This is a genomic window from Kitasatospora sp. NPDC023120 (assembly GCF_055560835.1).
In genome coordinates, this window is record NZ_JBVHHY010000030.1 from 15,593 (window position 1) to 38,826 (window position 23,234).

25 protein-coding genes are annotated in these 23,234 nt (G+C 72.7%); 12 read left to right on the forward strand and 13 right to left on the reverse strand.

Annotated features, from left to right (window positions below; genetic code table 11):
* Window positions 1–2: 2 nt before the first annotated feature.
* The gene (locus ACZ3TI_RS33545) at window positions 3–788 is read left to right on the forward strand and encodes a hypothetical protein (RefSeq protein ID WP_465732988.1); all 786 of its coding nucleotides are present in this window, start codon (window positions 3–5) and stop codon (window positions 786–788) included.
* 263 nt (window positions 789–1,051) lie between these two features.
* Here the strand turns inward: ACZ3TI_RS33545 and ACZ3TI_RS33550 are convergent, their stop codons facing one another.
* Both ACZ3TI_RS33550 and ACZ3TI_RS33555 read right to left on the reverse strand, forming a co-directional pair.
* Window positions 1,052–1,252, reverse strand: a complete 201-nt coding sequence (locus ACZ3TI_RS33550; RefSeq protein WP_465732990.1) for a DUF397 domain-containing protein — start codon at window positions 1,250–1,252, stop codon at window positions 1,052–1,054.
* The gene (locus tag ACZ3TI_RS33555; protein WP_465732992.1) at window positions 1,249–2,202 is read right to left on the reverse strand and encodes a helix-turn-helix domain-containing protein; all 954 of its coding nucleotides are present in this window, start codon (window positions 2,200–2,202) and stop codon (window positions 1,249–1,251) included. Before ACZ3TI_RS33555 ends, ACZ3TI_RS33550 begins: the two co-directional genes overlap by 4 nt.
* Window positions 2,203–2,341: 139 nt before the next feature.
* Here ACZ3TI_RS33555 and ACZ3TI_RS33560 point away from each other — a divergent pair, with 139 nt between their 5' ends.
* The 3 genes from ACZ3TI_RS33560 (at window position 2,342) to ACZ3TI_RS33570 (ending at window position 4,208) form a co-directional block, all read left to right on the forward strand.
* Window positions 2,342–2,743, forward strand: coding sequence for an ATP-binding protein (locus ACZ3TI_RS33560; protein ID WP_465732994.1), 402 nt, complete (start codon window positions 2,342–2,344; stop codon window positions 2,741–2,743).
* On the forward strand, window positions 2,740–3,000 hold the full coding sequence (locus tag ACZ3TI_RS33565) for a hypothetical protein (protein ID WP_465732996.1): 261 nt from the start codon (window positions 2,740–2,742) through the stop codon (window positions 2,998–3,000). The genes ACZ3TI_RS33560 and ACZ3TI_RS33565 overlap by 4 nt, the downstream gene beginning before the upstream one ends.
* Before the next feature lie 368 nt (window positions 3,001–3,368).
* Window positions 3,369–4,208, forward strand: coding sequence for a hypothetical protein (locus tag ACZ3TI_RS33570; RefSeq protein ID WP_465732998.1), 840 nt, complete (start codon window positions 3,369–3,371; stop codon window positions 4,206–4,208).
* 159 nt (window positions 4,209–4,367) lie between these two features.
* Here the strand turns inward: ACZ3TI_RS33570 and ACZ3TI_RS33575 are convergent, their stop codons facing one another.
* The 3 genes from ACZ3TI_RS33575 to ACZ3TI_RS33585 all read right to left on the reverse strand — a co-directional run bounded on the left by ACZ3TI_RS33575 (window position 4,368) and on the right by ACZ3TI_RS33585 (window position 8,400).
* Window positions 4,368–5,276, reverse strand: coding sequence for a ribosome-inactivating family protein (locus ACZ3TI_RS33575; RefSeq protein ID WP_465733000.1), 909 nt, complete (start codon window positions 5,274–5,276; stop codon window positions 4,368–4,370).
* A 261-nt stretch (window positions 5,277–5,537) separates the two neighbouring features.
* Window positions 5,538–6,854 carry an MFS transporter gene (locus ACZ3TI_RS33580; protein WP_465733002.1) on the reverse strand — a complete coding sequence of 439 codons (1,317 nt, stop codon included), beginning with the start codon at window positions 6,852–6,854 and terminating at the stop codon, window positions 5,538–5,540.
* Window positions 6,855–7,071: 217 nt separating this feature from the next.
* The gene (locus ACZ3TI_RS33585) at window positions 7,072–8,400 is read right to left on the reverse strand and encodes a right-handed parallel beta-helix repeat-containing protein (protein WP_465733004.1); all 1,329 of its coding nucleotides are present in this window, start codon (window positions 8,398–8,400) and stop codon (window positions 7,072–7,074) included.
* Between the two features lie 118 nt (window positions 8,401–8,518).
* On the opposite strand from ACZ3TI_RS33585, the gene ACZ3TI_RS33590 reads away from it, so the two are divergent.
* Window positions 8,519–9,679 carry a Dyp-type peroxidase gene (locus ACZ3TI_RS33590; protein ID WP_465733006.1) on the forward strand — a complete coding sequence of 387 codons (1,161 nt, stop codon included), beginning with the start codon at window positions 8,519–8,521 and terminating at the stop codon, window positions 9,677–9,679.
* Between the two features lie 109 nt (window positions 9,680–9,788).
* On the opposite strand, the gene ACZ3TI_RS33595 is transcribed toward ACZ3TI_RS33590, so the two are convergent.
* Both ACZ3TI_RS33595 and ACZ3TI_RS33600 read right to left on the reverse strand, forming a co-directional pair.
* Complete coding sequence (locus tag ACZ3TI_RS33595) at window positions 9,789–11,024, reverse strand: cytochrome P450 (RefSeq protein ID WP_465733008.1); 1,236 nt, start codon at window positions 11,022–11,024, stop codon at window positions 9,789–9,791.
* A 102-nt stretch (window positions 11,025–11,126) separates the two neighbouring features.
* Window positions 11,127–11,744 carry a TetR/AcrR family transcriptional regulator gene (locus tag ACZ3TI_RS33600; protein ID WP_465733010.1) on the reverse strand — a complete coding sequence of 206 codons (618 nt, stop codon included), beginning with the start codon at window positions 11,742–11,744 and terminating at the stop codon, window positions 11,127–11,129.
* A 153-nt stretch (window positions 11,745–11,897) separates the two neighbouring features.
* On the opposite strand from ACZ3TI_RS33600, the gene ACZ3TI_RS33605 reads away from it, so the two are divergent.
* Complete coding sequence (locus ACZ3TI_RS33605) at window positions 11,898–12,311, forward strand: DUF4345 domain-containing protein (RefSeq protein WP_465733012.1); 414 nt, start codon at window positions 11,898–11,900, stop codon at window positions 12,309–12,311.
* Here ACZ3TI_RS33605 and ACZ3TI_RS33610 read toward each other — a convergent pair.
* Window positions 12,293–13,951 carry an FAD-dependent monooxygenase gene (locus ACZ3TI_RS33610; protein WP_465733014.1) on the reverse strand — a complete coding sequence of 553 codons (1,659 nt, stop codon included), beginning with the start codon at window positions 13,949–13,951 and terminating at the stop codon, window positions 12,293–12,295. The genes ACZ3TI_RS33605 and ACZ3TI_RS33610 overlap by 19 nt on opposite strands.
* 114 nt (window positions 13,952–14,065) lie before the next feature.
* On the opposite strand from ACZ3TI_RS33610, the gene ACZ3TI_RS33615 reads away from it, so the two are divergent.
* Complete coding sequence (locus ACZ3TI_RS33615; RefSeq protein ID WP_465733016.1) at window positions 14,066–14,665, forward strand: TetR/AcrR family transcriptional regulator; 600 nt, start codon at window positions 14,066–14,068, stop codon at window positions 14,663–14,665.
* 227 nt (window positions 14,666–14,892) lie between these two features.
* Entirely contained in the window at window positions 14,893–15,435 is a 543-nt protein-coding gene (locus tag ACZ3TI_RS33620) for an MOSC domain-containing protein (protein WP_465733018.1), read from the forward strand.
* A 15-nt stretch (window positions 15,436–15,450) separates the two neighbouring features.
* On the opposite strand, the gene ACZ3TI_RS33625 is transcribed toward ACZ3TI_RS33620, so the two are convergent.
* The 3 genes from ACZ3TI_RS33625 to ACZ3TI_RS33635 form a co-directional block, all read right to left on the reverse strand.
* A complete protein-coding gene (locus ACZ3TI_RS33625; RefSeq protein ID WP_465733020.1) occupies window positions 15,451–15,741 on the reverse strand; it encodes a hypothetical protein in 291 nt (96 codons plus the stop codon).
* Between the two features lie 170 nt (window positions 15,742–15,911).
* Complete coding sequence (locus ACZ3TI_RS33630; protein ID WP_465733022.1) at window positions 15,912–16,232, reverse strand: metal-sensitive transcriptional regulator; 321 nt, start codon at window positions 16,230–16,232, stop codon at window positions 15,912–15,914.
* Between the two features lie 75 nt (window positions 16,233–16,307).
* Window positions 16,308–16,625: a heavy-metal-associated domain-containing protein gene (locus ACZ3TI_RS33635; protein WP_465733024.1), complete on the reverse strand. Its 318-nt coding sequence runs from the start codon at window positions 16,623–16,625 to the stop codon at window positions 16,308–16,310.
* Window positions 16,626–16,846: 221 nt separating this feature from the next.
* Here ACZ3TI_RS33635 and ACZ3TI_RS33640 point away from each other — a divergent pair, with 221 nt between their 5' ends.
* The 3 genes from ACZ3TI_RS33640 (at window position 16,847) to ACZ3TI_RS33650 (ending at window position 18,883) form a co-directional block, all read left to right on the forward strand.
* On the forward strand, window positions 16,847–17,041 hold the full coding sequence (locus tag ACZ3TI_RS33640) for a hypothetical protein (protein WP_465733026.1): 195 nt from the start codon (window positions 16,847–16,849) through the stop codon (window positions 17,039–17,041).
* Window positions 17,042–17,228: 187 nt separating this feature from the next.
* On the forward strand, window positions 17,229–18,410 hold the full coding sequence (locus ACZ3TI_RS33645) for a permease (protein WP_465733028.1): 1,182 nt from the start codon (window positions 17,229–17,231) through the stop codon (window positions 18,408–18,410).
* A gap of 125 nt (window positions 18,411–18,535) precedes the next feature.
* A complete protein-coding gene (locus tag ACZ3TI_RS33650) occupies window positions 18,536–18,883 on the forward strand; it encodes a hypothetical protein (protein ID WP_465733029.1) in 348 nt (115 codons plus the stop codon).
* 441 nt (window positions 18,884–19,324) lie between these two features.
* Here ACZ3TI_RS33650 and ACZ3TI_RS33655 read toward each other — a convergent pair whose 3' ends face one another.
* Together ACZ3TI_RS33655 and ACZ3TI_RS33660 are read right to left on the reverse strand one after the other, a co-directional pair.
* Complete coding sequence (locus ACZ3TI_RS33655) at window positions 19,325–20,272, reverse strand: hypothetical protein (RefSeq protein WP_465733031.1); 948 nt, start codon at window positions 20,270–20,272, stop codon at window positions 19,325–19,327.
* A gap of 62 nt (window positions 20,273–20,334) precedes the next feature.
* A complete protein-coding gene (locus tag ACZ3TI_RS33660; protein WP_465733124.1) occupies window positions 20,335–20,634 on the reverse strand; it encodes a metal-sensitive transcriptional regulator in 300 nt (99 codons plus the stop codon).
* A 273-nt stretch (window positions 20,635–20,907) separates the two neighbouring features.
* Between ACZ3TI_RS33660 and ACZ3TI_RS33665 the strand changes: the two genes are divergently transcribed.
* Window positions 20,908–23,148 carry a heavy metal translocating P-type ATPase gene (locus ACZ3TI_RS33665; RefSeq protein WP_465733033.1) on the forward strand — a complete coding sequence of 747 codons (2,241 nt, stop codon included), beginning with the start codon at window positions 20,908–20,910 and terminating at the stop codon, window positions 23,146–23,148.
* Window positions 23,149–23,234: the final 86 nt, after the last annotated feature.

Consider the following 23,234-nt stretch of genomic DNA (forward strand, 5'->3'; position numbering starts at 1 on the left):
CCTTGTCGGTCGATGCGGTGCTCGCCGTCCGACGCCTCGACGGGCCTCCCCTGAGCGCGGAGGAGATCGGGTCGGTCCTCGGCTTCCGGAACGGTCCGGCGGCACGGACCCGGCACGGGGCGACGGGCCCGGACGGGTCGCGGCTCAGCCTCTGGCTGAGCACCGAACCCGGTGACCTGTCGGGACCGGCCGTCGGAGCGATCCGCGACGACTGGTACGCGGAGCGCCTGTACGACGGCCGCCTGTACGTCGGCGTCACCGAGTTGGCGGGCGAGGACGTGGTTGCCGCGCTCCGCTCCTACTGCCGCTTCGCGACCGCCCGGCTGCACGCCGCCCTCGGGGGCCTGGAGACGGCCTCCTACGTCGACGTCGACGGGAACTACAGCTACCGGATCGACCTCCCGGGTCTGCCGGAGGCCGTCGTCGACCTGCGCCTGGGGAGCGAGGCTCCGCCTGCGGAGCCGGGCTTCTCGCTGGTCGAGGCGGCCAACCGCGCCGCCTCGGGTACCGGGCTGGTCTTCACCGAGGACGAGCCCGGCCGGCACGTCATCCCGTCGGAGGGCGCGGGAGATTCGGTGACCTACACCGTGGCCCACCGGGCGGAGGAACTCCCCTTCGCCCGGGGGGCGCGCGCCACTGCGGCTGCGACTGTCGACGCCCGGCAACTGGGCGAGTTCACCGAGCGCCTGCTCACCGAACTCGCCGGGACCACCAGCGGAGCCGACCTGGCCTGCTGGGTGAACGACCGCCTCTACCGCTACGAGGTGGAGCTGTCACCGCCTGAGTGACGGGACCGGTAGGTAGCCGACGGGGCCTGGACCGCAGCTGCGGTCCAGGCCCCGTCGTGCGTCTGCCGTCAATGCCCGGCTGGGACCGGGTTCTCCGGGCCGTCGAGCCACAGCGTGTGGGCGTCCGGGGTGACGGTGAGGCCGAAGCGGTCGGGAGTGGGACGGCCCCGGGTGTGATCGCGAGGGCCTGCCGGGCGGCTCGTGGGGGTGGTTGAGCATGCGGTGCCCCGCCCGGGGTGGGTGAGGCACCGCTGTGGGGCTCCTCAGAGGAGGCCGAAGTCGAACTCGCCGGTGGCGACCGCGGTGATGAAGGCGGTGTGGGCTTCCCGTCGGAAGGCCAGGGTCGGGCCGTCGGGGTCCTTCGAGTCGCGGATGTGGGAGATCGGACCGGCGGGGAGGGCGACCTCGACGCAGTTGTCGTCTCCGCCGCTGTAGCTGGATTTCTTGAAGGTCGGCTGGGTCACTTGATCTTGTCTCTCTGTGCGGTGATGAAGGCGAGCGAGGAGTCGACGGACATGGCTTCTGCGGTGACCTCTTGGAACTTCGCCCGGCAGAGCTCCACGTCGGCTGGATCTTCGACCCACAGGCTGCTCAGCATCCCCTCGACCAGGACGACATCGAGGTCTTTCCGCTGCGGGAATCCCATGAGCGTGAACGCCCCGTACATTCCCGGGTGGACCGCCGCACCGATCGGCATGACCTGGATGTTGATGTTGGACAGGGTGCTGAGCGTCAGCAGCCTGTCCAGCTGCGGGACCATGATCTCGGGGCGGTTGGCGTTCGCGCAGAGGGCTGCTTCGTGAACGACGGCCCACACCTGTACGGGATTCGGGCGAGTGAGGATGGACTGGCGCGCCATTCGAACCTGGACGAGGTCTTCCACGGTCCCGCCCGATCGGGTGCGCAGGCGATCGATGATGATGCGTGCGTATTCGGGGGTCTGGAAGAGGCCGGGAATGAAGGCCGGTTCGTACGTCCGGTAGGTGGTGGCGTCGGCTTCCAGGAGGATCAGGTCATTTGCGGTGGCATTGATGACGTCGCGGTAGCTCAGCCACCAGCCGCGTTTGCTCCCGTCCTTGGTGATGGCGATCAGTCCGGCCCGATAGTCCTCGTCGGTGCATCCGTAGTAGTCGAGGAGCTTGTTGACGTCCTCGATCTTGGCCGCAGTGTGGGCGGTCTCGATGCGGGTGAGCTTGGGCTGGCTCATTCCCGTGGCCTCTGCGACCACCTCGGCGGTGAGCTTCCGCTCTTCTCGTAGCTTCCGCAGTTCGCCGCCGAGCCTCCGGCGGCGAACGGTTGAGACCGCCATCTTGTCCCCTCCTGAGCTGTCGATTGACCAGTGTGCCTGTGCGATGGGCGCCAGCGCCACCAACAACTGGCCCCTCAGGTAGCCGAATTCAGGTTCGATGTGCATATATGCGAGTTATGGGTCACGACTTGCGTCAAGCCCTGCATGGGCTCCATGCTGAGCGTAGCCGGTCGCATGCGCTGAGTAGGCGGCGATCGGTGATCTCGCCGTCTTCTGGGCCCTTTCCCTCGGCCTGCGGCGATGGATGATCCCCTTCACCCCTCACGGACGTCGCTTCGTGTTCTCCCTCGACATCCCCCCTGACTGGTCGGCCGCGCGTCAGGAGTTGCGCGGGGCCATGGCGCGCGCCGGGTGGAAGCCCGACGTGGTGGTCGACGCCGAGCTCGCGTTGCTCGAGCTGTTCGTCAACGCCTGGCGTCACGGCGGGAGTCCGGCGCCGCTCGTGGTGATCGTGGTGCTGGACGGGGTGCTGCGGGTCTCCGTCAGTGATGCGAGCCCGGTGCTGCCGGTCCCGCAGCAGGGCTCCGACCTCCACGCCCTCTCCGGTCGGGGTCTGCAGCTCGTGCGGTCGCTCACCGATCGCTTCGGTTCGGACGCCCGCGAGGCCGGCAAGTCCGTCTGGTTCGAGCTGGACGCCGCCGCGTGAGCGCCGCCGACCGTCGGCCCATCGAGCCGGACGACCCGTCGATCCGCGGCTACACCGAGCCGCAGGTCGCCGCCATGCTCGCCGAAGTCCGGCAGCGTGGAACGAAGTTCGGCCTGCTCTGGCCGTCCGCCGGCACGGACAGCGTCGTGGACGGCCGCGTCCTCGTGCGCTTCGGCAACGCTCCGACGAGTACCGTCCTCAACCTGCTCACCCTGCTGCGCGACGCCGAGAGGGCCGAGGCGCCGACCGGCTCCTGATCCGCCTGGAGGAGCGGATCGAGCGCCGTGCCCCTGTGGGTACAGCTCGAATGTCGTCGACCCCACGCCCCGCCGGGGGAGTCGACGGCCTTCTCGTCCTGCAGGACGGGAAAAGGTGCGGGCGGGGTGCGGGCGGGCGGCAGTAGTGTGCGGGGCTGCGGAGTTGACCGGGTGCCCGGTGGGGGCGGCGGCCGCGTGAGGGGTTGGACGTGACGTACGGGGATCAGGACTCTTTCTCGTGGTCGGGATATCAGCAGGGACATCAGCAGGGATATCCGCAGAGGTATCCGCAGTGGCAGCAGCCGCAGCGCGGCGCTCCGCTGTGGCAGCGGTTCCGGGGCGGTGGGGAGTGGCCCACCCTGCGGGAGGTGCTGGCGCCCGCGCGGCGGGCGGTCGGCGGGTGGGTGTGGGTGCCGCTGCTGTTCTGTCTGTGGCCGTTCCTGCTGTTCCTGGGGCTCTACCCGATGGCGCGGTCGGCGCGGCGGCTGGCGCGGCGGGTGTTCGTGGTGCCCGGGCCGCGGGGGATCGGCGATCGGGTGGTGCTGCGGGTGCAGCGGATCCGGGGGTGGCTGGCGCTCGCCGCGGGGTTCACGGTACTGGCGGTGTACGGGTCGCCGGACGACTGGAGTGAGGCCAACGACCAGTGGGAGCTGCGGCTGGTGATCACGCCGTGGCTGGTGCTGGTGACGGTGCCGGTGGTGGTCGGGGTGCTGTTCCGGCTGGCCGGGCCGGCCGCGCGGCCCGCGATGCGGGCGCAGGTGCGGCCGGCGGCGCTGATGGCGCTGCAGTACGTGGGCGCGTGGACGGCGGTTCCGGTGCTGCTGTGGCTCGCCCAGCGGGTGCGGGGGTCGGTCCAGGTGCTGCTGGTCGGCCAGGTGTTCGACGTGCTGGTGCTGGCGGTGCCGATCTGGGCGCTGATGTTCGTGGCGTTCGCCTCGCCGACGGTGGTCCGGACGGCCTTCACGATGGACCGGGTGCACGCGGTGTTCCCGCCCGTGCTGACGGGGGTGTTGGTGTGGGAGCTGGCCGCGATCGGGCTGGCGATCGGCGGGCTGCCGCCCGGCCCGCCAGTGGTGCAGCTGTGTTCGGTCATCGGCGGGCCGGCGACGGTCAGCGCGGTGGCGTGGTGGGAGGTGCACCGGCTCCGTACGCGCTTCGGGGTGTCCCTGCGCGGGTCGGCGACGGGCGGGGGCCCGGCCGGGCGGTAGGCCGTGCCGGGCCCGGGAGTCCGGTCCGACTCCGCCGTCCCGTCAGTCCGGCCGGGGGGTGGACCGCGCAGCGGCGACCGCGTGGACTGCGCAGCGGTGCCCCGCCCGTCGCCTGGGCGGGGCACCTCCGCGCGGTCCGTCGCCGATCCCGCCGCCGCGCTACAGCAGCGCTTCCGAGCCGTGCAGCTCCACGAAGCCGACCACGCGCCGCAGCTGGTCGAAGTTCGTGACGTTGGTGCCGATCAGCCGCACCGAGGCCGGCTGGCCCTGGTGCCAGCTGTGGGCGGCGCGGGAGAGCGCGCCCCACTGGTTCTCCATGTCGCGGTAGTCCACGCTCAGCTGGTTGCTGCTCCACGCATTGATGTTTCCGTGGACCCGGTTGAAGATCGGCCCGAATCGGGCGGCTTCCGAGAAGATGGTGATGGCCATCAGCATGCCCCGGTCGACGCGCGTCGGGTCCCAGTCCCGGACGTTGTACAGGTCGCGAAGGGCGTTGAAGATGTTCTCGGCGCCGAGGGACAGGTTCTCGCGCGTGGTTCCGCCGGCGAGGCTGAGGTAACTGCCGTTGCGCGGCATGAAGCGCACCGGCACGCCCAGGTCGTTCTGGAACTGCTGCTGGCGGCCGTCCTGGAAGGCCCAGTGCTGGTTGGCCGCGGGAGAGTAGAAGCCCGCGACGTAGAGGTTGTCGGCCCACAGGTAGACGGAGACGAGGTCCGACCCCCGGTTCCTCACCCGCACCTGGATCAGCTGGTTGGTGTCCCGGGTCGTCTGCCGGACGACCCCGCTGTCGACGTGGGGCGGCTCGCCGTAGCTGGAGCGGTGGATCGCGTCGACCATGTTCCAGTAGCGGCGCGCGTGCTCTCCGCCGCCGGCGGTGATGTCGGTGATGTCCCAGTCGATGACGGGCCAGTTCACCGCCGCGCGGTTGGCCGCGGCGGGCGCCGCCTGGCTCACCGCGGCCGGGTTCGCGGCGGGTCCGGTCGCGGCGGACGCCGTGCCCGCCAGGGGAAGGAGGAGTGCGGTGGCTGCGGAGATCGAAAGCAGCACGGAGGAGGTCTTCTTGAGCACGGTGCCTTCTCGGAGAACGGTGGTTGGGAGGGGACCTGACACCGCGACGGGCGCGGTCCCGGTGTTCCGATCCAGCATCCGCGTGTTCCGGCTGCCACGTTTGTCCTGGGGCGCACGCCCGTTGACCTCTGCGCGAACGCGATCCCGTTGACGGAGGGAGCGGTGCCCCGCCCGGCGGGGCACCGCTCCCCGGGGATCGTCAGAGGGGTTCGACGTCCGGCCGATCGGTGGCGAGTGCGCCGACCGCCGCCCGATGGGGCACTACTCGCCCTTCTCCGGAGCGGGGGCGGCGGGGGCGGCAGAGGCGGCGTCGGTGCCTTCCGGCTCCGGGGCCCCGGTTCGGGGGGTCTCCATCGCCGTCATCCGGGGCAGCAACAGCAGGACGGCGACCAGGAGGACGAGCAGCAGGCTGCCACCGAGGAGGAGCGGGGTGCGGATGCTGGTGACGGATGCGATCCAGCCGCTGAGGGCGGCACCGGTCATGATGCCCAGTCGGCTCAGCAGCATGTAGCAGCTGTTGACCCGACCCATCAGCTCCTTGGGGACGGCCTGCTGGCGCAGCGAGATCGCCTGGATGTTCCAGGTGACGATGCCGAAGCCGATCACGCCGTACAGCGCCGCGACCTCGAACACCGAGGTGCTGAACCCCATCAGGATCAGCGAGACGCCCATCAGCAGGAAGGCGGCGGCGATCCGGGTGCCGCGGCTGAGCAGGCGGCTGAGCCGGCCGGCCAGGGTGCTCGCGGCGGTGCCGCCGATCGCGCCCGCGGCGAGGACGATGCCGTAGGCGGCGGCGGGGGCCTGCACGACCTTGGTGACCATCAGGACCATCATGGTGGTGCCCATGAAGCAGGTCAGCGCGCCGAGGGTGGAGAGCACGGCGAGCATCCGCACCTCGCGGTGGCGGAACAGCCAGCTGACGCCCTCACGGATCTCGGTGAGCACCCGGCGGTCGGCGGTGGAGCGGGCGGCGGTGGAGCGGCCGGTCGCGGCGACCAGGGCGGCGGCGAGCGCGAAGGAGGCGCCGTCCACCGTGAAGGGGAAGCCGGCGGCGACGGCGAACAGCGCCGAGCCGAGCAGCGGGCCGATCAGGTTGCCGCCGACGAGCATGTTGGCCTGCATCCGGCCGTTGGCGGCGTCGAGTTGGTCGGGGCGGACGAGCTCCGGGACGGCCGAGGTGGCGGCGTTGGAGAAGACCGTCTCGCCGCAGCCGAGCAGGAAGGCCAGCGCGGCGAGCGCGAGCAGCGGCGGGGTGGCGAGGAAGACCCAGCAGGCGAAGCCCAGGACGACGACGGCGCGCAGGGCGTCGATCGTCCACATCAGCCGCCGCCGGTCGGCCCGGTCGGCGAGCACGCCGCCGTACAGGGACATCACCAGGAAGGGCAGCGACGCGGCGACGGAGACCACCGAGACCGCGCTGGGCGAGTCCGAGACCGCCACCGCGAGCAGCGGCAGGGCGGAGTCCCGCATGCCGTCGCCGACCGAGGAGATCGCCGAGGCCGACCACAGCAGGGTGAACTTCCGCCCCAGTGTCGGACGGCTTTTGGGTGGCTTCTCGGCCAGGTCTGCTGCGGTCACCGACGCAGTATGTCATGTCCGCGGAGGACTGCTCGGGCGGATTCCGAACTGCCCGTGCTGTCCTGAACTGCCCGTGTCGGCAAGGAAGTCGGTGTCGTCCCGGGCTGTCCGGACTGTCCTTCCGGTTTGCGGGCCCTTGGGGGGATTTCCCGGGCCCGCCGCCCCTGGGCGCCCCGCCGGGCCGGGTGCCCGGCGGGTGGGCGCGGGGATGGTCCCGTCAGTGCTTCGGGAGGGCGTCGGGGGTCTCGGGGAGGGGGTAGGCGGCGGGGTCGACCGGGCCGGGGAGGTCGGTGGCGGGGCGGGCCGGCGCGGCGGGGTCGGGGAGGGAGGGCTGGGCGGGCGGGGCCGGCACCTGGCTGAAGGGGATGCCGGGCGGAGCCTGGACCGGTGTGGTGCGTCCGGCGGCCACCGGGCCGCGGCCTTGGGCTCCGCAGGCGGCGACGGTCTCCAGGCCCTCCGGGCTCTGGACCGCGGGCTGGTTGCCGGCGAAGCAGTTGGCCGGGTCGGCGGAGGCCAGGGTGAGGTCGGTGCCGTTGCCGGTGACGCGGTTGCCCTCGACGCGGTTGCCGCTCGCCGGGTGGCCGGGCGGGTCGGTGATGACGATGCCGACCGCGCGGTTGCCCTGGACGAGGTTGTGCTGCACCTGGTTGCCCGTGCCGCCGCCGATGCCGATGCCGATGCCGTAGCCGCCGTCGGCCTGTTCGGGGGTGTCGGCGGCGTTGTTGTCGGTGACGACGTTGCCCGCGATCACCGCGCCGTGCTGCGGGGCGAGCGCCTCCAGGTCGTTGGAGTTGACGGTGACGCCGACGCGGTTGCCGCTGATCCGGTTGGCGGCGATGGTCAATCCGTCGGAGGCGTTGGTGAGTTCGATGCCGACGGCGTTGCGCTCGACGGTGTTGCCGCGCACCAGGGTGTCGCAGGGCCTGCACTGGCCGACGTAGATGCCGGAGTCGGCCTGCCCGGAGGCGTACGAGTCCTCGATGACGCCGCCGCGCGCGTCGAAGGCGTAGATGCCGTACAGGCCGTTGTCGTAGGCGGTGACGCGGGTCGCGCGGAAACCCTGGACGGGGGGGAAGCGGGCGGTGTCCAGCGGGTCGTAGGCGGAGCCGCCGGCGCCGCGCTGCTGGAGCTTCTCGTCGGTGACGCCGGTGAACAGGACGCCGTTGGCCAGGTAGCCGTGGACGGTGAGGTTCTCGACGACCGAGCCGGGGCCGGTGACGGTGACGCCGTTGGCGAGGCGCGCGCCGCCGTCGAGGACCACGGTGTTGCGGTCGGTGCCGCGCAGCACGATCCGGGGCTTGGTGATCCGGACGCTCTCCCGGTAGGTGCCCGGGTCGACCAGGACGGTGTCGCCCTCGCGGGCCACGTCCACGGCCTGCTGGACGGTCGGGAAGTGCTGCGGGACCCGGACGACCGTGCCGGCCGGGTGTTTTGTGTCGGAGGAGGTCGAACCGGTGGACGAACAGCCGGAGATGACGAGTGCGGCGGCGAGGAGCAGAGCGGGGACGAAGTTCCGGGGAGCGGCTCCGGGGTACCGCCTTGTCACAAGCATGAATTGACGTGGAATCAAAAGTTGCATGATGCGTGTTCTATCGTCTCCAATGTCGCCCATGCATGCCGAAAGCGAAAAGGCGCGGAACCGGCCACGAACCGTCGGAAACGGTGTGGACCGAAGGGCCCTGCTCGCGGGCGGCGCGGTGCTGGCCGCCGGGGTGGGCGCCGGGGTCGGTGCGGGGGTGACGGCGCTGGCCCGTGGCGGTGCCGGCGGGCGGACCGCGGCGGCGCCGCCCGAGCCGACCGTCCCGTTCTTCGGCGCGCGGCAGACCGGGGTGACGGCCCCGCAGCAGCCGGCCACCCAGCTGCTGGCCTTCGACCTGGCGCCCGCCGCGACCTCGGTCGGCCGGTCCGCCCTGCGTGGGCTGCTCGGGGAGTTGACCCGGGTCCTCGCCGAGGCGGCGGGCGGCAGGTCGGCGGACGCACGCCTGCGGGGCGGGGAGCCGGCCCGGCTCAGCAGCCTGGTGGGGGTCGGCCCGGGGCTCGCCGCCCGGCTGGGGTTGAACGTTCCGGCGTCGGCGCTGGCCGAGCTGCCCGCCTTCCCGGGCGACCGGCTCGACCCGGCGCGGAGCGGCGGCGACCTGCTGGTCCAGCTGTGCGCGGCGGACCGCTGGCCGCTGTCGGTCGTCGCCGAGCAGGTGGGCGCGGCGGCCGCGGCGGCGGGCGCGTCCGTACGGTGGACCCAGTCCGGTTTCCTGCCCCGGACGGCCGCGGGCACCACGCCGCGGAACCTGTTCGGCTTCAAGGACGGCACGGCGAACCCGGACGAGGAGGCCGCCCGGCAGTGGGTCTGGGGCCCGCCCGGACCGCACGAGCACGGCACGGTGCTGGTCTACCGGCGGATCCGGATGGACACCGCCGCCTTCGCCGCCCTCCCCGGCGACCGGCAGGACCAGGCGATGGGCCGCCGGGCCGGCGACGGCGCCCCGCTCACCGGCACGGCGGAGCACGACGAGCCGGACATCTACGCGAAGAACCCCGACGGCTCGTACGTCATCCCCGCGACCGCCCACGTCCGGCTCTCCAGCCCCCGGCTGGACGGCGGCGCCCGGATGCTGCGGCGCGGCTACAGCTACGACGACGGTCCCGCGGACCGGGGCCTGCTGTTCTGCGCCTTCGTGCGGGACCCGGCGCAGTTCACCCGGGTGCAGAACCGGCTGGCGGCGCGGGACGCGCTCAACGCCTTCCTGGAGCACACGGCGTCGGCGGTGGCGTACGTGCCGCCGGGGGCGGCGGAGGGCGGGGTGCTGGGGGAGGCGTTGTTCGGGTGAACACCCCTCCCGGGGCGTTGCTGCCAGGTGCTGCCGGCTGACGCCGGAATCGCCGGGAGCCGCCGGGAGCCGCCGGGAGCCGCCGGGTGCTGCCGCGTGCCGCCGGGTGCTACCAGGCGACGGGGATCCGCGCCGGGCTCCGCGTGGTGCTGCCGAGTTGCCAGGCGAGGTCCGCGACCGGGGTGGTGAGGCGGAGGCCCGGGAGGGCGGCGGCGAGGCGCTGGAGGGACTCGCGCATTTCGAGCCGGACCCGCCAGGCGCCGATGCAGTAGTGGGGACCGGCGCTGAAGGCGAGGGTGGGGGCGGCGAGCGGCAGGTCGAGGTCGGCGTCGAGGCCCTCGGGGTGGACGGCAGGGTCGCGGTTGGCGCTGCCGAGGCTGATGGCGACGACGGCGTCGGCGGGGATGGTGACGCCGCCGAGCTCGACCGGTGCGGTGGCGCGGCGGATGGTGGCCTCGTCGTCGCCGAGCGGGATGAAGTGGAGCAGGCGTTCGGCGGTGCGTTCGGCGGTGTCCGGGTCGGCGAGGCGGGGCCAGTGGTCGGCGCGTTCGCCGAGGAGGTAGACGAGGGCGTTGCCGAGGGCGCCGGCGACGCTCTCGTTGCCGCTGGCGGTGAGCCCGGCGACGAGGTGGACGAGTGACTCCTCGGGGATGCCGCCGTCGTGGTCGGCGGCCTGGACGAGCCGGCTGACCAGGTCCTCGCCGGGCTCGCGGCGGCGGCGCTCGATCAACTCGGTGGTGAACGCGCCGTATTCGGCGAGGGCTTCGGCGTGGTCTTCTTCGGCGAGGGCTCCGGTGTCGCCGCCCCCGTCCCCTTCGGCCGGGTCGCCGCCCTGGGCGAGCAGCGCGAGGGTCCAGCGGTGCAGCCGCTCCTCCGCGAGGCCGTCCGGGCCGTCGCCGTCGAGCCCCATCAGCCGGGTGGTGACGGCAAAGGGCACCGGCCGGGTGAACGCGCCGACCAGGTCGGCGGGCGGGCCCGCGGCGAGCAGCGCGTCCACGGACTGCTGGACGGCGGCCGCGACCCAGGGCTGCCAGCCGGCGATGGCGCGCGGGGTGAAGGCCCGCTGGACGGTGCCGCGCAGCCGGCGGTGGGCGGGGCCGTCCTGGTTGAACAGGGACGCCGGGTTGGCGGCGACGTCGGCGGTGGCGCCCGCGGTGCCGACCTCGTGCAGGTCGGCCCGGGTGAGCCGGGGGTCGCCGAGGACCTGCCGGACGTCGTGGTAGCGGGTGACCAGCCAGGCGGGGGTGCCGTCGGGGAGGGTGGTCGGGCGGGGCGGGCCGGCGGGGGAGAAGGGGAGTCGGTGGAGCGGGGGAAGGACGGTCCGGGTGTCGGCGGCGGATTCCATGGGTCCCTTCGGCTGGGCGCGGACTTCACATCCAACTGTCATATTTTCTATGGCAGTTGGGTGATTGCTGCGGATTTTCCCGTTGCGGACCGATGGTAAGCGTCACCGCAGCCCGTCGGGCGCCGGCTCGGCGGGCAGGAAGGGTCCGAGCGCGCCCAGGACGGCTCCGATGCAGGCGTCGCGCAGCTCGTCGCGGGTGCAGGACTCCTCGGTCAGCCAGTCGATGACCAGCACCCGGACGAACACCAGCCAGCTGCGCAGGATCTGCGACACGGCCCGCCGTGCGGCCTCGTCCGCGAGCGGGAGGACGCCGAGCAGCCGGCCGCGGAGGGCGTCGAGCTCCTCGGTGATGATCGTCTGGATCACCTGGTCCCCGGCCAGGACGCGGTTGGCGGCGAGCACGGCGTGCCGGTTGGCGATGAAGTAGTCCAGGTGGGCGTCCATCCCTTCGACCAGCTGCTCCAGGAGGGTGTCGGCCGGATCGAACCGGGACTTGGCGAGAAGCTCGTCGGCGGCCTGCCGGTACACCTCGGCGAACAGGGCGTGCTTGCTCGGGAAGTGACGGTACAGCAGTGCCCGCGAGACCCCGGCCTGGTCGGCGACCTCCTCCATCAGCACGTCCTCGTACGGGCGGGCGGCGAAGAGCCGGGCGCCGACGGAGAGCAGCTGGGCGCGTCGCTCGGCGGGGGCGAGTCGTCGGCGGCGTTCGTGGACTGGCATGCGCGCCAGGTTACTTGACACGCGTCTACTTGTGGGCGCTAGCTTGGTAGACGCGTGTCAACCAAGGGTGTGCGTCCTTGGCGGCGTGCGTGTCAACTGCGGTGCGTGGCAACGGGCATGCGCATCGACGGACCGACGACGGGTGGGTGGGTCATGGCGAGGACGCTTCGGGTGCTCACGTGGACAATGGGGGTCGCCTGTGTGGCGATCGGGTTCCTCCACATCCTGCTGGGGAACGCCGCGATGCCCGGGACCGCGGACGCGGGGCCGACGGTCGACAGCTTCGGCCGCTTCATGGGCGCGGTCTTCGCCGGGTACGGCGCGGCCTGGATCCGGGCCGCCCGGCAGGCGCCGGTGCCCGCCCGGATGGTGCGGTGGCTGGCGGCGGTGCTCCTGCTGGGCGGCCTCGGACGGGTGCTGTCCATCGCGGTGGACGGGTGGCCGCACGGCTTCCAGGTGGTCCTGATGGCGATCGAGCTCGGTCTCCCGCCGGTCTACTTCCGGCTCGCCGACGCGGACGAGCGGGCGGCGCGCCCGTCCGTCCTGGCTCAGGCCACCGGGGCGTAGCCCCCCGACTGCTCGGCGAGGCCGAGACCGAGGGCGAGACCGAGGGCGACGTCGAGGGTGGTGTCGAGGGCGCCCGGGGCGGCGGTGGCGCCGGTGAGCGCGACGTACCCGTCTGGCCGGACCAGCACGACGGCGTCGCCGCGCAGCCCGTACGCCCGGGCGACGTGGCCGTCGGGGTCGAGGACGGCGGCCCGGCGCAGCTCGGCGAAGCCGGGCGCGGACGCCTCCTCGGGCGCGGACGCCTCCGTGGGCACGGGCGCCTCGACGGGTGCGGGCAGCTCGCTGGGCGCCGGGTACCCGCCGATGGTCAGCAGGGTGAAGTGCGGGCCGCGGAAGAGGTCGAACAGCCGGGTCGGCGTGCCGTCGGCGGTGGTGCAGGGTGCGTCGGGGGCGCGGTCGCCGGCCCGGATGCCGGTGGTGTCGTCGAGGTCGCGGCCGAGCGGTCCGCCCCGGTAGCCGACGGAGAGCCCGGTGAAGTCGGACCCGGCTGCCGCCAGGTTGACGAACTGCTCGGTCAGCGCGCGGGCACCGTCGGCGCCGAACAGCGCCTTGTGCTGGGCGGAGGTGGCGGCGAGCACGGCGCGGGCGACGGGCCGCCGCTCGGCCTGGTAGCTGTCGAGCAGCGCGTCGGGTGCGCCGCGCAGGACGGCGGCCAGCTTCCAGCTCAGGTTGTGGGCGTCCTGGATGCCGGTGTTCATGCCCTGGCCGCCGGCCGCGGAGTGGCAGTGCGCGGCGTCCCCGGCGAGCAGCACCCGGCCGTCGCGGTAGCGCTCGACCATGCGGACCGTCGGCCGCCAGACGGTGGACCAGACCGGCTCGTGCAGGGTGACCCCGGGCAGCCCGGCCCGTTCGGCGAACAGCGTGCGGAAGGTGTCCACGGTCGGGGTCGGGACCTCGCCGTGCTCGTCCGGGTCGACGGAGGCGTGCACGGCCCAGTTGGCGTCGGCCCGCATCGGGATCATCGCCAGCGCGCCGACGCCGAGCCGGGGGTCGTTCCAGATGTGCATGGCGTCGGTGTCCAGGCCGTCGACCTCCATCGAGGCCATGAGGAAGCGTTCCTCCTCCCAGGTCTCGCCGAGGAAGGGGATGCCGGCCAGCTTGCGGACGGTGCTGCGACCGCCGTCGCAGCCGACCAGGAAGCGGGCGCCCAGCCGCTCGGTGCGGTCGCCGCGCCGGACGGTGGCGAGCACGCCGTCCGCGTCCTGGGTGTAGTCCAGCAGCTCGGTGTCCGTCTCGACGGTGACGCCGTGGTCGGCGAGCCGTCCGCGCAGCACCGCCTCGGTGTGGTGCTGGCCGAGCATCACCATGCCGGCGTACGGGCGGTCGGGGGTCGGGCGGTTGCCGGGCGCCGGGTCGACCTCGCCGAGGAACCGACTCCCCCGGTACGTACGGACCTTGAGGTCGAGCGTGCCGCGGTCGAGGATCGCGTCCACCACGCCGAGGTCGTCGAAGACCTCCAGCGTGCGCGGGTTGACGCCCTTGCCGCGGACGCCGCGGTCGCGGAACCGCGGCTCCCGCTCGATGACGCGGCAGCCGACCCCGGCACGGGCCAGCCCGAGGGCGAGCGCGAGGCCCACCGGCCCGGCGCCGACCACCAGGACGTCGGTGGCGTGGGTGTGGGTGGTGTGAAGGGTGCGCATGACGGATCTCCCCCTGGCCATCCGGCCATAAGATACGGTGCGTTTCTTGTCCTGGACTGTAGACTGCCCCCGATAAGAAACGCAACGTATCTATGAGGGTCGGGTGCGGGACTCGTGGCGGACCACGGCAAGCCTTCGCGGCGGCGCGGCGACGAACTGGAACGCGCGATCCTGGACGCGGTCTGGGCCGAACTCGCCGAGCACGGCTACGACCGGCTCACCATGGAGGGCGTCGCCGCCCGCGCCCGGACCAGCAAGCCGGTGCTCTACCGCCGCTGGCCGAACCGCGCCGCGCTCGTCATCGCCGCCCTCGGCCGCAACGCCCCGGACTACCAGGAGCCCCCGGACACCGGCGAGTTGCGGGCGGACCTGGCGCTCTTCCTGGGCAGTCTGCTGCACCGCTTCGACGACCTGCCGACCGGCGCCGTCCACGGCTTCCTGGTCGACCTGCTGCGCGACCCCGAGCTGCGCGCCGGCTTCACCGGCGGGCTGACCGCGGAGGGCCCGGTGGGCAGCCTCGGCATGATGATGCGCCGCGCCGCCGACCGGGGCGAGATCAACCCCGCCCGGATCACCCCGCGCGTCGTCTCGCTCCCGCTCGACCTGCTGCGGGACGCGTTCCTGGTGGGCGGGACGGTACCGTCCGACGGTGTGGTGGCGGAGGTCCTGGACGAGGTCGTACTGCCGCTGCTGCGGGCGACGTCCGAGAGTTGACGGTTCGTCGGCTGCGGCCCCGGCGACCTCGGGAGTTCAGGGGGTTCCGGAGCGGGTTGCACCTGTGGCGCCGCAACGTCCTGCTGAGCATCGTCGGCGGCACGGCGGTGAACGTCGTCCTGGCGAGCGCGGTGTTCGGGTACTGACCCCGTCGGGCCGGGGTCCGGCGGGTCGGAAGCCTATGCTCGGGGTCCGTCGACCGTACGTCCGCGAGGAGGGTCCGAAGCATGAGCGGCACCGTGGTGGCAGTCAGCAGCAACGCCGAGTACTCGTTCACCAAGCCGAACCGGGACAGCATCACCCTGCTCGCCGGGCTGGGCGTGGAGGGCGACGTGCACGCCGGGGTGACGGTCAAGCACCGCTCGCGCGTCGCCCAGGACCCGACCCAGCCCAACCTGCGCCAGGTCCACCTGATCCACCGCGAACTCCTCACCGAACTCGGCGAGTCGGGCTACGAGGTGGCGCCGGGCGCGCTCGGCGAGAACATCACCACCGAGGGCGTGGACCTGCTCGGTCTGCCGGTCGGCGCGGTGCTGCGGATCGGCGCCGAGGCGGAGGTGGAGATCACCGGCCTGCGCAACCCGTGCGCCCAGATCGACAACTACCGTACGGGCCTGCTCAAGCAGGTCGTCGGCCGCGCCGAGGACGGCACGATCGTCCGCCGCGCCGGGATCATGGGCATCGTCCGCACGGGCGGCGCGATCCGCCCCGGCGACACCATCGCGATCGCCCTGCCGGACGGCCCGCACCGGCCCCTCGACCGCGTCTGAGGCACGGCGACGGCACTACGGCGCTACCCCGTCGACGAGCCGCAGGTCGTAGAGGTACGACTTGCCGGCCTTCCAGCTGCGCCAGGGGCAGAGCGGCGGGAACGGCTCCCCGGCCGTTCCGCCCGGCAGCGGTGCGGAGTTGGGCAGCCCGGCGGCGTCGACGGTGCACCAGCCGCGCTCGGGCAGCCAGCGGCACCAGACGTCCAGGTCGGTCCGCTTGAACGACGGTCGGCCGTTGAAGGTGCCGTCCTGGTCGAAGTGGTAGACCAGGCCGTCCAGTCGGCGGACGAACTCGATGGCCGGCATGGCGGTCGCCCCCTCAACTCGACTTCCCCGTATGTCGAATGGCGATGACGCGGGCGGGGTCGGAGTCTACTGATCGGGGGAGTAGGGGGGCCGCGGATTTTCCGGCGTGCCCCTGGGCTTCGGTCCCCGGTATACCCCTACCCCGTCATACCTCCGCTGCCGAGCGGGTGTCAGGACCGGACGAGCCGGGCGATGGCCTGGTTGGCCTCGCGGATCTTGGTGCTCGCCTCCTGGCCGCCCTCGGCGATGGCGTCGCGGACGCAGCATTCGATGTGCTCGTCCAGGAGTTGGAGGGCGAAGGACTGGAGGGCGCGGCTGGCGGCGGAGACCTGGGTGAGGACGTCGATGCAGTAGGTGTCCTGTTCGACCATGCGCTGCAGGCCGCGGATCTGCCCCTCGATGCGGCGGAGCCGCTTGAGGAAGTCGTCCTTGTGGGAGCTGTAGCTGGCCATGGCCGTCTCCGGTTCCTGTGCGGTGAGGAGGCTTCTCACTCTACCGGGGCGTGATGGGAGGGGAGTCGGCCCGGACGGGTGGGGGTGCCGCCCGTCCGGGCCGACGACGGGGGGTCAGCCGTCGAGGCGGCCGACCAGGTCGTAGCCGGCCTCGTCGATGGCCGCGGCCACGTCGGCGTCGGCGAGCGGCCGGGTGCTGCCGACGGTGACCTTGCCGGTGGTGAGGTCCACGGCGACGTCGGTGACGCCGTCGAGCTTCTTCAGCTCGGCGGTGACCGAGCTGACGCAGTGTCCGCAGGTCATGCCCTTGACCTGGAACGCCGAGGTCAGCGCCGACCCGGCGGCGGGGGCGGCTGCGCCGGTGCCGCACGAGCCGCAGCAGGAGGAGGCCTCGGCGGCGGCCGGCTCGACGGTGACGGTGGTCTCGGTCATGGGTGTGCTCCTGTCGTCATGGCCCGGCGCCGACCGGAGTGGCCCCGGTCGGCTGCTTCGCTCGAGAACATACCATACCCCCCTAGGGTAATTGCTCGGCGTTCGGGCCTTGACTTTTCGGTACCTCCCAGGGGTATGTACACTGCCCGGAGGAGGGCGGGCTCGCCTCCGGGATCGTCAACACCGGCTACCAGGTCGGTTCGGCGCTCGGTCTGGCCGCGATGACCGCGCTGGCCGCCGCCCGGACCCCCGGCAGCACCGTCGAGGGCCTCACCTCCGGCTTCTCCGCGGCCTTCGTCGGCTCCGCCGGGATCGCGGTGGTCGGCGCCCTGCTCGCGGTGGCCACCCTGCGCACCCCGCGCCCGGGAGCGACGGCGGCCGCGGTGCCCGAGGCGCGGTCCGGGACGGTCGCGTGAGGCCGTGTGCTGTCCCAGCGCGGGGCGGGCGCCGACCGGGCGCCCGCCCCGCCCGAGCCTCCGGTGGCCCCTCCGGCGGGTGGCGCAGGGCCGGGTGTCGGCGCGCCGCGGTTCCTGAATACCCCGTATGGGTATACGGTGACCGGCGCCCGACGGAGTCCCGCGCACCACGGGAAGGCGGACCACCATGCACGCGATCCTGCACGCGCTGTCCATCGCCGGATCGATGACCTGGGAGATCACCTGGGCCCTGATCCTCGGCTTCCTGCTCTCCGCCGTCGTCCAGGCGGTCGTCCACAAGGCCACCGTGGTCCGGCTGCTCGGCGATGACCGTCCGCGCACCCTCGCCGTCGCCGCCGGCCTCGGCGCGGCCTCCTCCTCCTGCTCGTACGCCGCCGTGGCGCTGGCCCGCTCGCTGTTCCGCAAGGGCGCGGACTTCACCGCCGCGATGGCCTTCGAGATCGCCTCCACCAACCTGGTCATCGAACTCGGGATCATCCTGGCGCTGTTGCTCGGGTGGCAGTTCACCGCGGCCGAGTTCGTCGGCGGACCGGTGATGATCCTGCTGCTCGCCGTGCTCTTCCGCCGGCTGCTGCACGAGCGGCTGCTGCGCGAGGCCCGCGAACAGGCGGGGCGCGGTCGGGCGGGCTCGATGGAGGGACACGCGGCGATGGACATGTCGGTGGCCGCGAAGGGCCCCTTCGCCCGCCGGCTGCTCTCCGGGAAGGGTTTCACCTCGGTCTCGCACGTCTTCGTGATGGAGTGGGCGGCGATCCTCCGGGACCTCGTCCTCGGCCTGCTCATCGCCGGCGCCATCGCCGCCTGGGTGCCCGACTCCTTCTGGCAGGCCTTCTTCTTCGTCGACCACCCGCTGGCCGCCAAGCTCTGGGGCCCGCTGGTCGGCCCGCTGGTGGCGATCGCGTCCTTCGTCTGCTCGATCGGCAATGTGCCGCTCGCGGTGGTGCTGTGGAAGGGCGGGATCAGCTTCGGCGGGGTGGTGGCGTTCATCTTCGCGGACCTGCTGATCCTGCCGATCCTGAACATCTACCGGAAGTACTACGGCCGGCGGATGGCCCTGTTCCTGCTCGGCACCTTCTACGTGGCGATGGTCCTCGCCGGCTACTTCGTCGAGTTCGTCTTCGGCGCCCTCGGCCTGATCCCGGACGAACGCGCGGCGGAGATCCCGATGTCGGGCGTCGAGTGGAACTACACGACCTGGCTCAACATCGTCTTCCTGCTGCTGGCGGCGGCTCTGGTGGTCCGCTTCCTCCGCACCGGCGGCGTCCCGATGCTCCGGACGATGGGCGGCAGCCCGGACACCCCGACCCACGACGGGCACGAACACCACGACGGCCACGGCCGACACTGAACACGTCCCGCACGGAGGATGTGCCCTTCAGCGAGCTGCTCCACCACCCGGCGGCGACGGCTCGTAGATTGGACGCCGTCCGCGCGGTGCGACTCCGGCGGCGCGACGCCGGAGACCTCGCTCTGATGCGCATCGACCAGATGGAGCGCGATGCCACAGTCGTGGACTTCACTGCCCGCCTCCTCGCGGGACTGGTCCGGACGGAGAACACCGCAGCCCTGCGGCAGGCGCTACCCGAGGCCCTGCCGTGGGTCACCTTCCTGCCTGGGGAGGACATCGACGCCCTGCTCGCCGAGCTGGTCGACACGGCACGCGGCGCGGTGGCCCTGGACAACCTTGCTCCGATCGCACTCCTGCTCACCCAGTGGAAGCACAGTGCCGAGATCTACGCGGACTCCGAGCTCCACGCCATCATCACTCGCGCGCCCGAGGGCGATCTCGGGCCCGTTCCCCTGCCTGCGGCGGCCGAGTGAGCCCGAAGAGGGGGGGTCGAACCGCACCGCCCCGACCGGTGACGAGTACGACCTCCGGTTCGCCAACTCCGAAGCGGCAGAGGGCTGGGAACGCCTGGGCCGCCAGGCGGCGGGGAACCTGCGACGCGCGTTCGAGAAGATCCGTGCCACCCCGCGCGCCGGGGACAACCCCGGCCGCCGGCACCTACTCAAGGGCGACCTCGGCACCGGGACGTTCAAGGGGCAGGCGCTCGAACGCTGGCAGTACGAGGTCACGGGTGGTGGACGCATCCGGTATCTGATCGACGGCGCCAACCGTACGGTCTGGATCACCCATGCAGGCACCGGCCACCCGAAGGCCACGGACTGACCCGGCTCAAGGCGTAGGAGAACCGGAAGGTGCCGGGCTATCCGGGCTATCCCTGGAGGATCGCCCGGCGCCATTCGCGGTTCGGGGGCCGGTCAGTGCTGGTGGTCGTCCGCGCCCTCGGGGGAAGCGGTGGTGCCGTCCGTCGTCACGGTGAAGGCCGCCGTGCGGACGGTGTCGCCGTGCTTGAAGTCCAGGAAGAGGCGGTAGCTGCCGGTGCTCGGGGCGGTGGTGGTGAAGCCGATCTCCGGGCCCGGGGTGGTGGTGTCCGGGTGGACGTGGAGGTAGGCGAGGTCGCCGGCGCGGAGGGCGACCAGGTGGCCGTAAGCGCCGAGGTAGGGCTGGAGGTCGGTGACCGGCTTGCCGTCCTTGCCGACGCTCAGGGTGAGCCGGCCGCTGCGGCCGGGGGTGAGGTCGCCGCCGAGGGTGACGGTGTAGCCGTCGACGGTGACGGTCCGTCCGGTCGCCGGGAGCGGGGCGGGGCGCAGGTCGCCCGCGGCGTGCAGGTCGGCGCCGAGGGTGAGGCCCTCGGCGGTTCCGGCCGGGGTGAAGTCGGCGAAGACCCGGTACTCCCCGGCGGCGGGTACGGCGGTCGGGGCGCTCCAGGTGCCGTCGGCGGCCAGGGTCGGGTGCAGGTGCTGGAAGGTGGACAGGTCGCGTGGGGCGACGATCAGATGGAGCTCCTTCTCGTGCTGCCGCTGGTAGGCGGTGACCGGCTTGCCGTCCGCGCCGAGGATGCGGAACCGCAGGTCGGTGGGGGAGCCGGCGGTGACGAAGGGGTTCTCGACGCTGAGCGTGTAGCCGCGTTCGGATACCTGCAGCCCGCCGGGCAGGTGCTGGGCGGCAGAGCCGCCCGCCGGCTCCTCGCTGTGTCCGGCGTGCCCGCCGCTCTGCCCCGGGTTCGCCGTGCCGTGTCCCGCGTGCCCGGCGGTGGCGGGCTCGGGGGAGCCGTCGCCACCGGTGGCGTTGCCGACGCCGAGGGCGAGGCCGAAGGCGGCGGCGAGGCCGGCGGTGAAGGCGGTGATGCGCAGCGCGGTGTTCATGGCGGGTTCTCCTCGGGCGGTCGTACGGACGGAACGGAAGCGGAGCGGGCGGGGGCGGGGGCTCAGGCGCGCATGAGCCGGGCGATGGCCTGGGTGGCCTCGGCGACCTTGGCCTCGGCACCGGTGCCGCCACCCGCGATGGCGTCCCGGACGCAGTGGGCGAGGTGGGTGTCGAGCAGGTGCAGTGCGACCGACTGGAGGGCCTTGGTGGCGGCGGAGACCTGGGTCAGCGTGTCGATGCAGTAGGTGTCGGTGTCGACCATGCGCTGGAGGCCGCGGATCTGGCCCTCGACGCGGCGCAGTCTGCGCAGGAGCTGGTCCTTCTCGGTGCGGTAGCCGACCATGCGGGGCCTCCTCGGGATTCCGGCGGGGAACTGGTGGGCGGGACTGTGCGGCTCGGCTCGATGCCCATGAGTGAATACCCCGTTGGGGTATCAAGTCAAGCGGATGAGTGCTGCGGAAGATACCCACCTGGGGTATCGATCGGGGCTTGCCGTAGATACCCCTCAGGGGTATAAATGAACCCGGCACCCGCCGATACCCCTCCTGGGTATCGTACGGCGAGACCGCAAGGCCGCGAGACCCCCCTGCACGACCGGGCACGACCGGCAAGACGACTGTCACGAGGAGCGACGATGACTACGCAGGCACCCGCCTCCGCGGAGGTGGAACTCTCGATCGGCGGCATGACGTGCGCCTCGTGCGCGGCCCGCATCGAGAAGAAGCTCAACCGGATGGACGGGGTCACCGCGAGCGTCAACTACGCCACCGAGAAGGCGAAGGTCTCCTTCGAGGGCGGCGTCGAGGTCGCCGACCTGATCGCCACCGTCGAGGCCACCGGCTACACCGCCGCGCTGCCCAGGCCCCCGGTCGCCGACCAGGGTGCCGAGCAGGCCGAGCCGGCGGACGAACTCGCCCCGCTGCGCGCCCGGTTGTTCACCGCCCTGGCGCTCGCCGTGCCCGTGATCGCGATGGCGATGGTGCCGGCCCTGCAGTTCGACAACTGGCAGTGGCTGTCCCTGACCCTGGCCGCCCCGGTCGTCACCTACGCCGCCTGGCCGTTCCACCGGGCGGCGTGGACCAACGCCCGGCACGGCGCCGCGACGATGGACACCCTGGTCTCGCTCGGTACCGGTGCCGCGTTCCTGTGGTCGCTGTGGGCGCTGTTCTTCGGCGACGCCGGGATGCCCGGCATGCGGCACGGCTTCGAGTTCACCATCGCCCGCAGCGACGGCTCGTCCAACATCTACCTGGAGGCGGCGGCCGGCGTCACCGCCTTCATCCTGGCCGGCCGCTACTTCGAGGCCCGCTCCAAGCGCACCGCCGGAGCCGCTCTCAAGGCGCTGCTGGAGCTGGGTGCCAAGGACGTGACGGTGCTGCGCGGCGGAGCCGAGGTGCGCATCCCGATCGCCGAACTCGCGGTGGGCGACCGGTTCCTGGTCCGGCCGGGGGAGAAGATCGCCACCGATGGCGTGGTGGTCGAGGGCGCCTCGGCGGTGGACGCCTCGATGCTGACCGGCGAGTCCGTCCCGGTCGAGGTCGGGGTCGGCGACGACGTCACCGGTGCCACCGTCAACGCGGGCGGCCGCCTGGTGGTCGAGGCGACCAGGGTCGGTGCGGACACCCAGCTGTCCCGGATGGCCAAGCTGGTCGAGGACGCGCAGAACGGCAAGGCCGCCGCGCAGCGCCTCGCGGACCGGATCTCCGCGGTGTTCGTGCCGATCGTGATCACCCTCGCGGTGGCCACCCTCGGCTACTGGCTGGGCACCGGCGAGGGCTGGACCGCCGCCTTCACGGCAGCGGTGGCCGTGCTGATCATCGCCTGCCCGTGCGCCCTGGGCCTGGCCACCCCGACCGCGCTGCTGGTCGGCACGGGTCGCGGCGCCCAGCTGGGCGTCCTGATCAAGGGCCCGGAGGTCCTGGAGTCCACCCGCAAGGTCGACACCATCGTCCTGGACAAGACCGGCACCGTCACCACCGGCCAGATGACCCTGCTCGCCGTCCACACCGCCGGCTCCACCACCGAGGCCGAGGTGCTGCGGCTGGCGGGCGCCCTGGAACACGCCTCCGAGCACCCGATCGCCAGGGCGATCGCCAACGCCGCCGCCAAGGCCGGCGAACTCCCCGCCGTCGAGGGCTTCGAGAACGTCCCCGGCCTGGGCGTCCAGGGTGTGGTGGACGGCCACGCCGTGGTGGCCGGCCGGGAGGCGCTGCTCGACGAGTGGTCGCAGCACCTGCCGGAGGGCCTCGCCGCGGCCAAGCGCACCGCCGAGGCGGCCGGCCGCACCGCGATCGCGGTCGGCTGGGACGGCGAGGCGCGGGCGGTCCTGGAGGTCGCCGACGCGGTCAAGCCGACCAGCGCCGAGGCGATCGGCAAGCTGCGTGCACTGGGCCTGACCCCGGTGCTGCTGACCGGTGACAACCGACTGGTCGCCGAGGCGGTGGCGGCCGAGGTCGGCATCAAGCCGGAGCACGTGATCGCCGAGGTCATGCCGCAGGACAAGGTCGCCACCGTCAAGCGGCTGCAGGCCGAGGGAAAGGTCGTCGCGATGGTCGGCGACGGCGTCAACGACGCGGCCGCCCTCGCCCAGGCCGACCTGGGCCTGGCGATGGGCACCGGCACCGACGCCGCGATCGAGGCCGGGGACCTCACCCTGGTCCGCGGCGACCTGCTGGCCGCGGCGGACGCCATCCGGCTCTCCCGCAAGACCCTCGGCACCATCAAGAGCAACCTGTTCTGGGCCTTCGGCTACAACGTCGCCGCCCTGCCGCTGGCCGCCGCCGGCCTCCTCAACCCGATGATCGCGGGGGCGGCCATGGCCTTCTCCTCGGTCTTCGTGGTCGGCAACAGCCTCCGGCTGCGACGCTTCCGCTGAAGCCTTCGCAGCCTTGAAGACTGAAAGCCCTCCCCGCGCCGGGCCGAGGCCCCGGAACCCCGCCAGGGTTCCGGGGCCCCGGCGTT

Coding starts and splice junctions, on each gene's coding strand:
- ACZ3TI_RS33555 (WP_465732992.1), bottom strand. CDS start 2,202: ATGCACATCGAACCTGAATTCGGCTACCTGAGGGGCCAGTTGTTGGTG.
- ACZ3TI_RS33560 (WP_465732994.1), top strand. CDS start 2,342: ATGATCCCCTTCACCCCTCACGGACGTCGCTTCGTGTTCTCCCTCGAC.
- ACZ3TI_RS33595 (WP_465733008.1), bottom strand. CDS start 11,024: ATGGAATCCGCCGCCGACACCCGGACCGTCCTTCCCCCGCTCCACCGA.
- ACZ3TI_RS33600 (WP_465733010.1), bottom strand. CDS start 11,744: ATGCCAGTCCACGAACGCCGCCGACGACTCGCCCCCGCCGAGCGACGC.
- ACZ3TI_RS33605 (WP_465733012.1), top strand. CDS start 11,898: ATGGCGAGGACGCTTCGGGTGCTCACGTGGACAATGGGGGTCGCCTGT.
- ACZ3TI_RS33610 (WP_465733014.1), bottom strand. CDS start 13,951: ATGCGCACCCTTCACACCACCCACACCCACGCCACCGACGTCCTGGTG.
- ACZ3TI_RS33620 (WP_465733018.1), top strand. CDS start 14,893: ATGAGCGGCACCGTGGTGGCAGTCAGCAGCAACGCCGAGTACTCGTTC.
- ACZ3TI_RS33625 (WP_465733020.1), bottom strand. CDS start 15,741: ATGCCGGCCATCGAGTTCGTCCGCCGACTGGACGGCCTGGTCTACCAC.
- ACZ3TI_RS33635 (WP_465733024.1), bottom strand. CDS start 16,625: ATGACCGAGACCACCGTCACCGTCGAGCCGGCCGCCGCCGAGGCCTCC.
- ACZ3TI_RS33640 (WP_465733026.1), top strand. CDS start 16,847: ATGACCGCGCTGGCCGCCGCCCGGACCCCCGGCAGCACCGTCGAGGGC.
- ACZ3TI_RS33645 (WP_465733028.1), top strand. CDS start 17,229: ATGCACGCGATCCTGCACGCGCTGTCCATCGCCGGATCGATGACCTGG.
- ACZ3TI_RS33650 (WP_465733029.1), top strand. CDS start 18,536: ATGCGCATCGACCAGATGGAGCGCGATGCCACAGTCGTGGACTTCACT.
- ACZ3TI_RS33655 (WP_465733031.1), bottom strand. CDS start 20,272: ATGAACACCGCGCTGCGCATCACCGCCTTCACCGCCGGCCTCGCCGCC.
- ACZ3TI_RS33665 (WP_465733033.1), top strand. CDS start 20,908: ATGACTACGCAGGCACCCGCCTCCGCGGAGGTGGAACTCTCGATCGGC.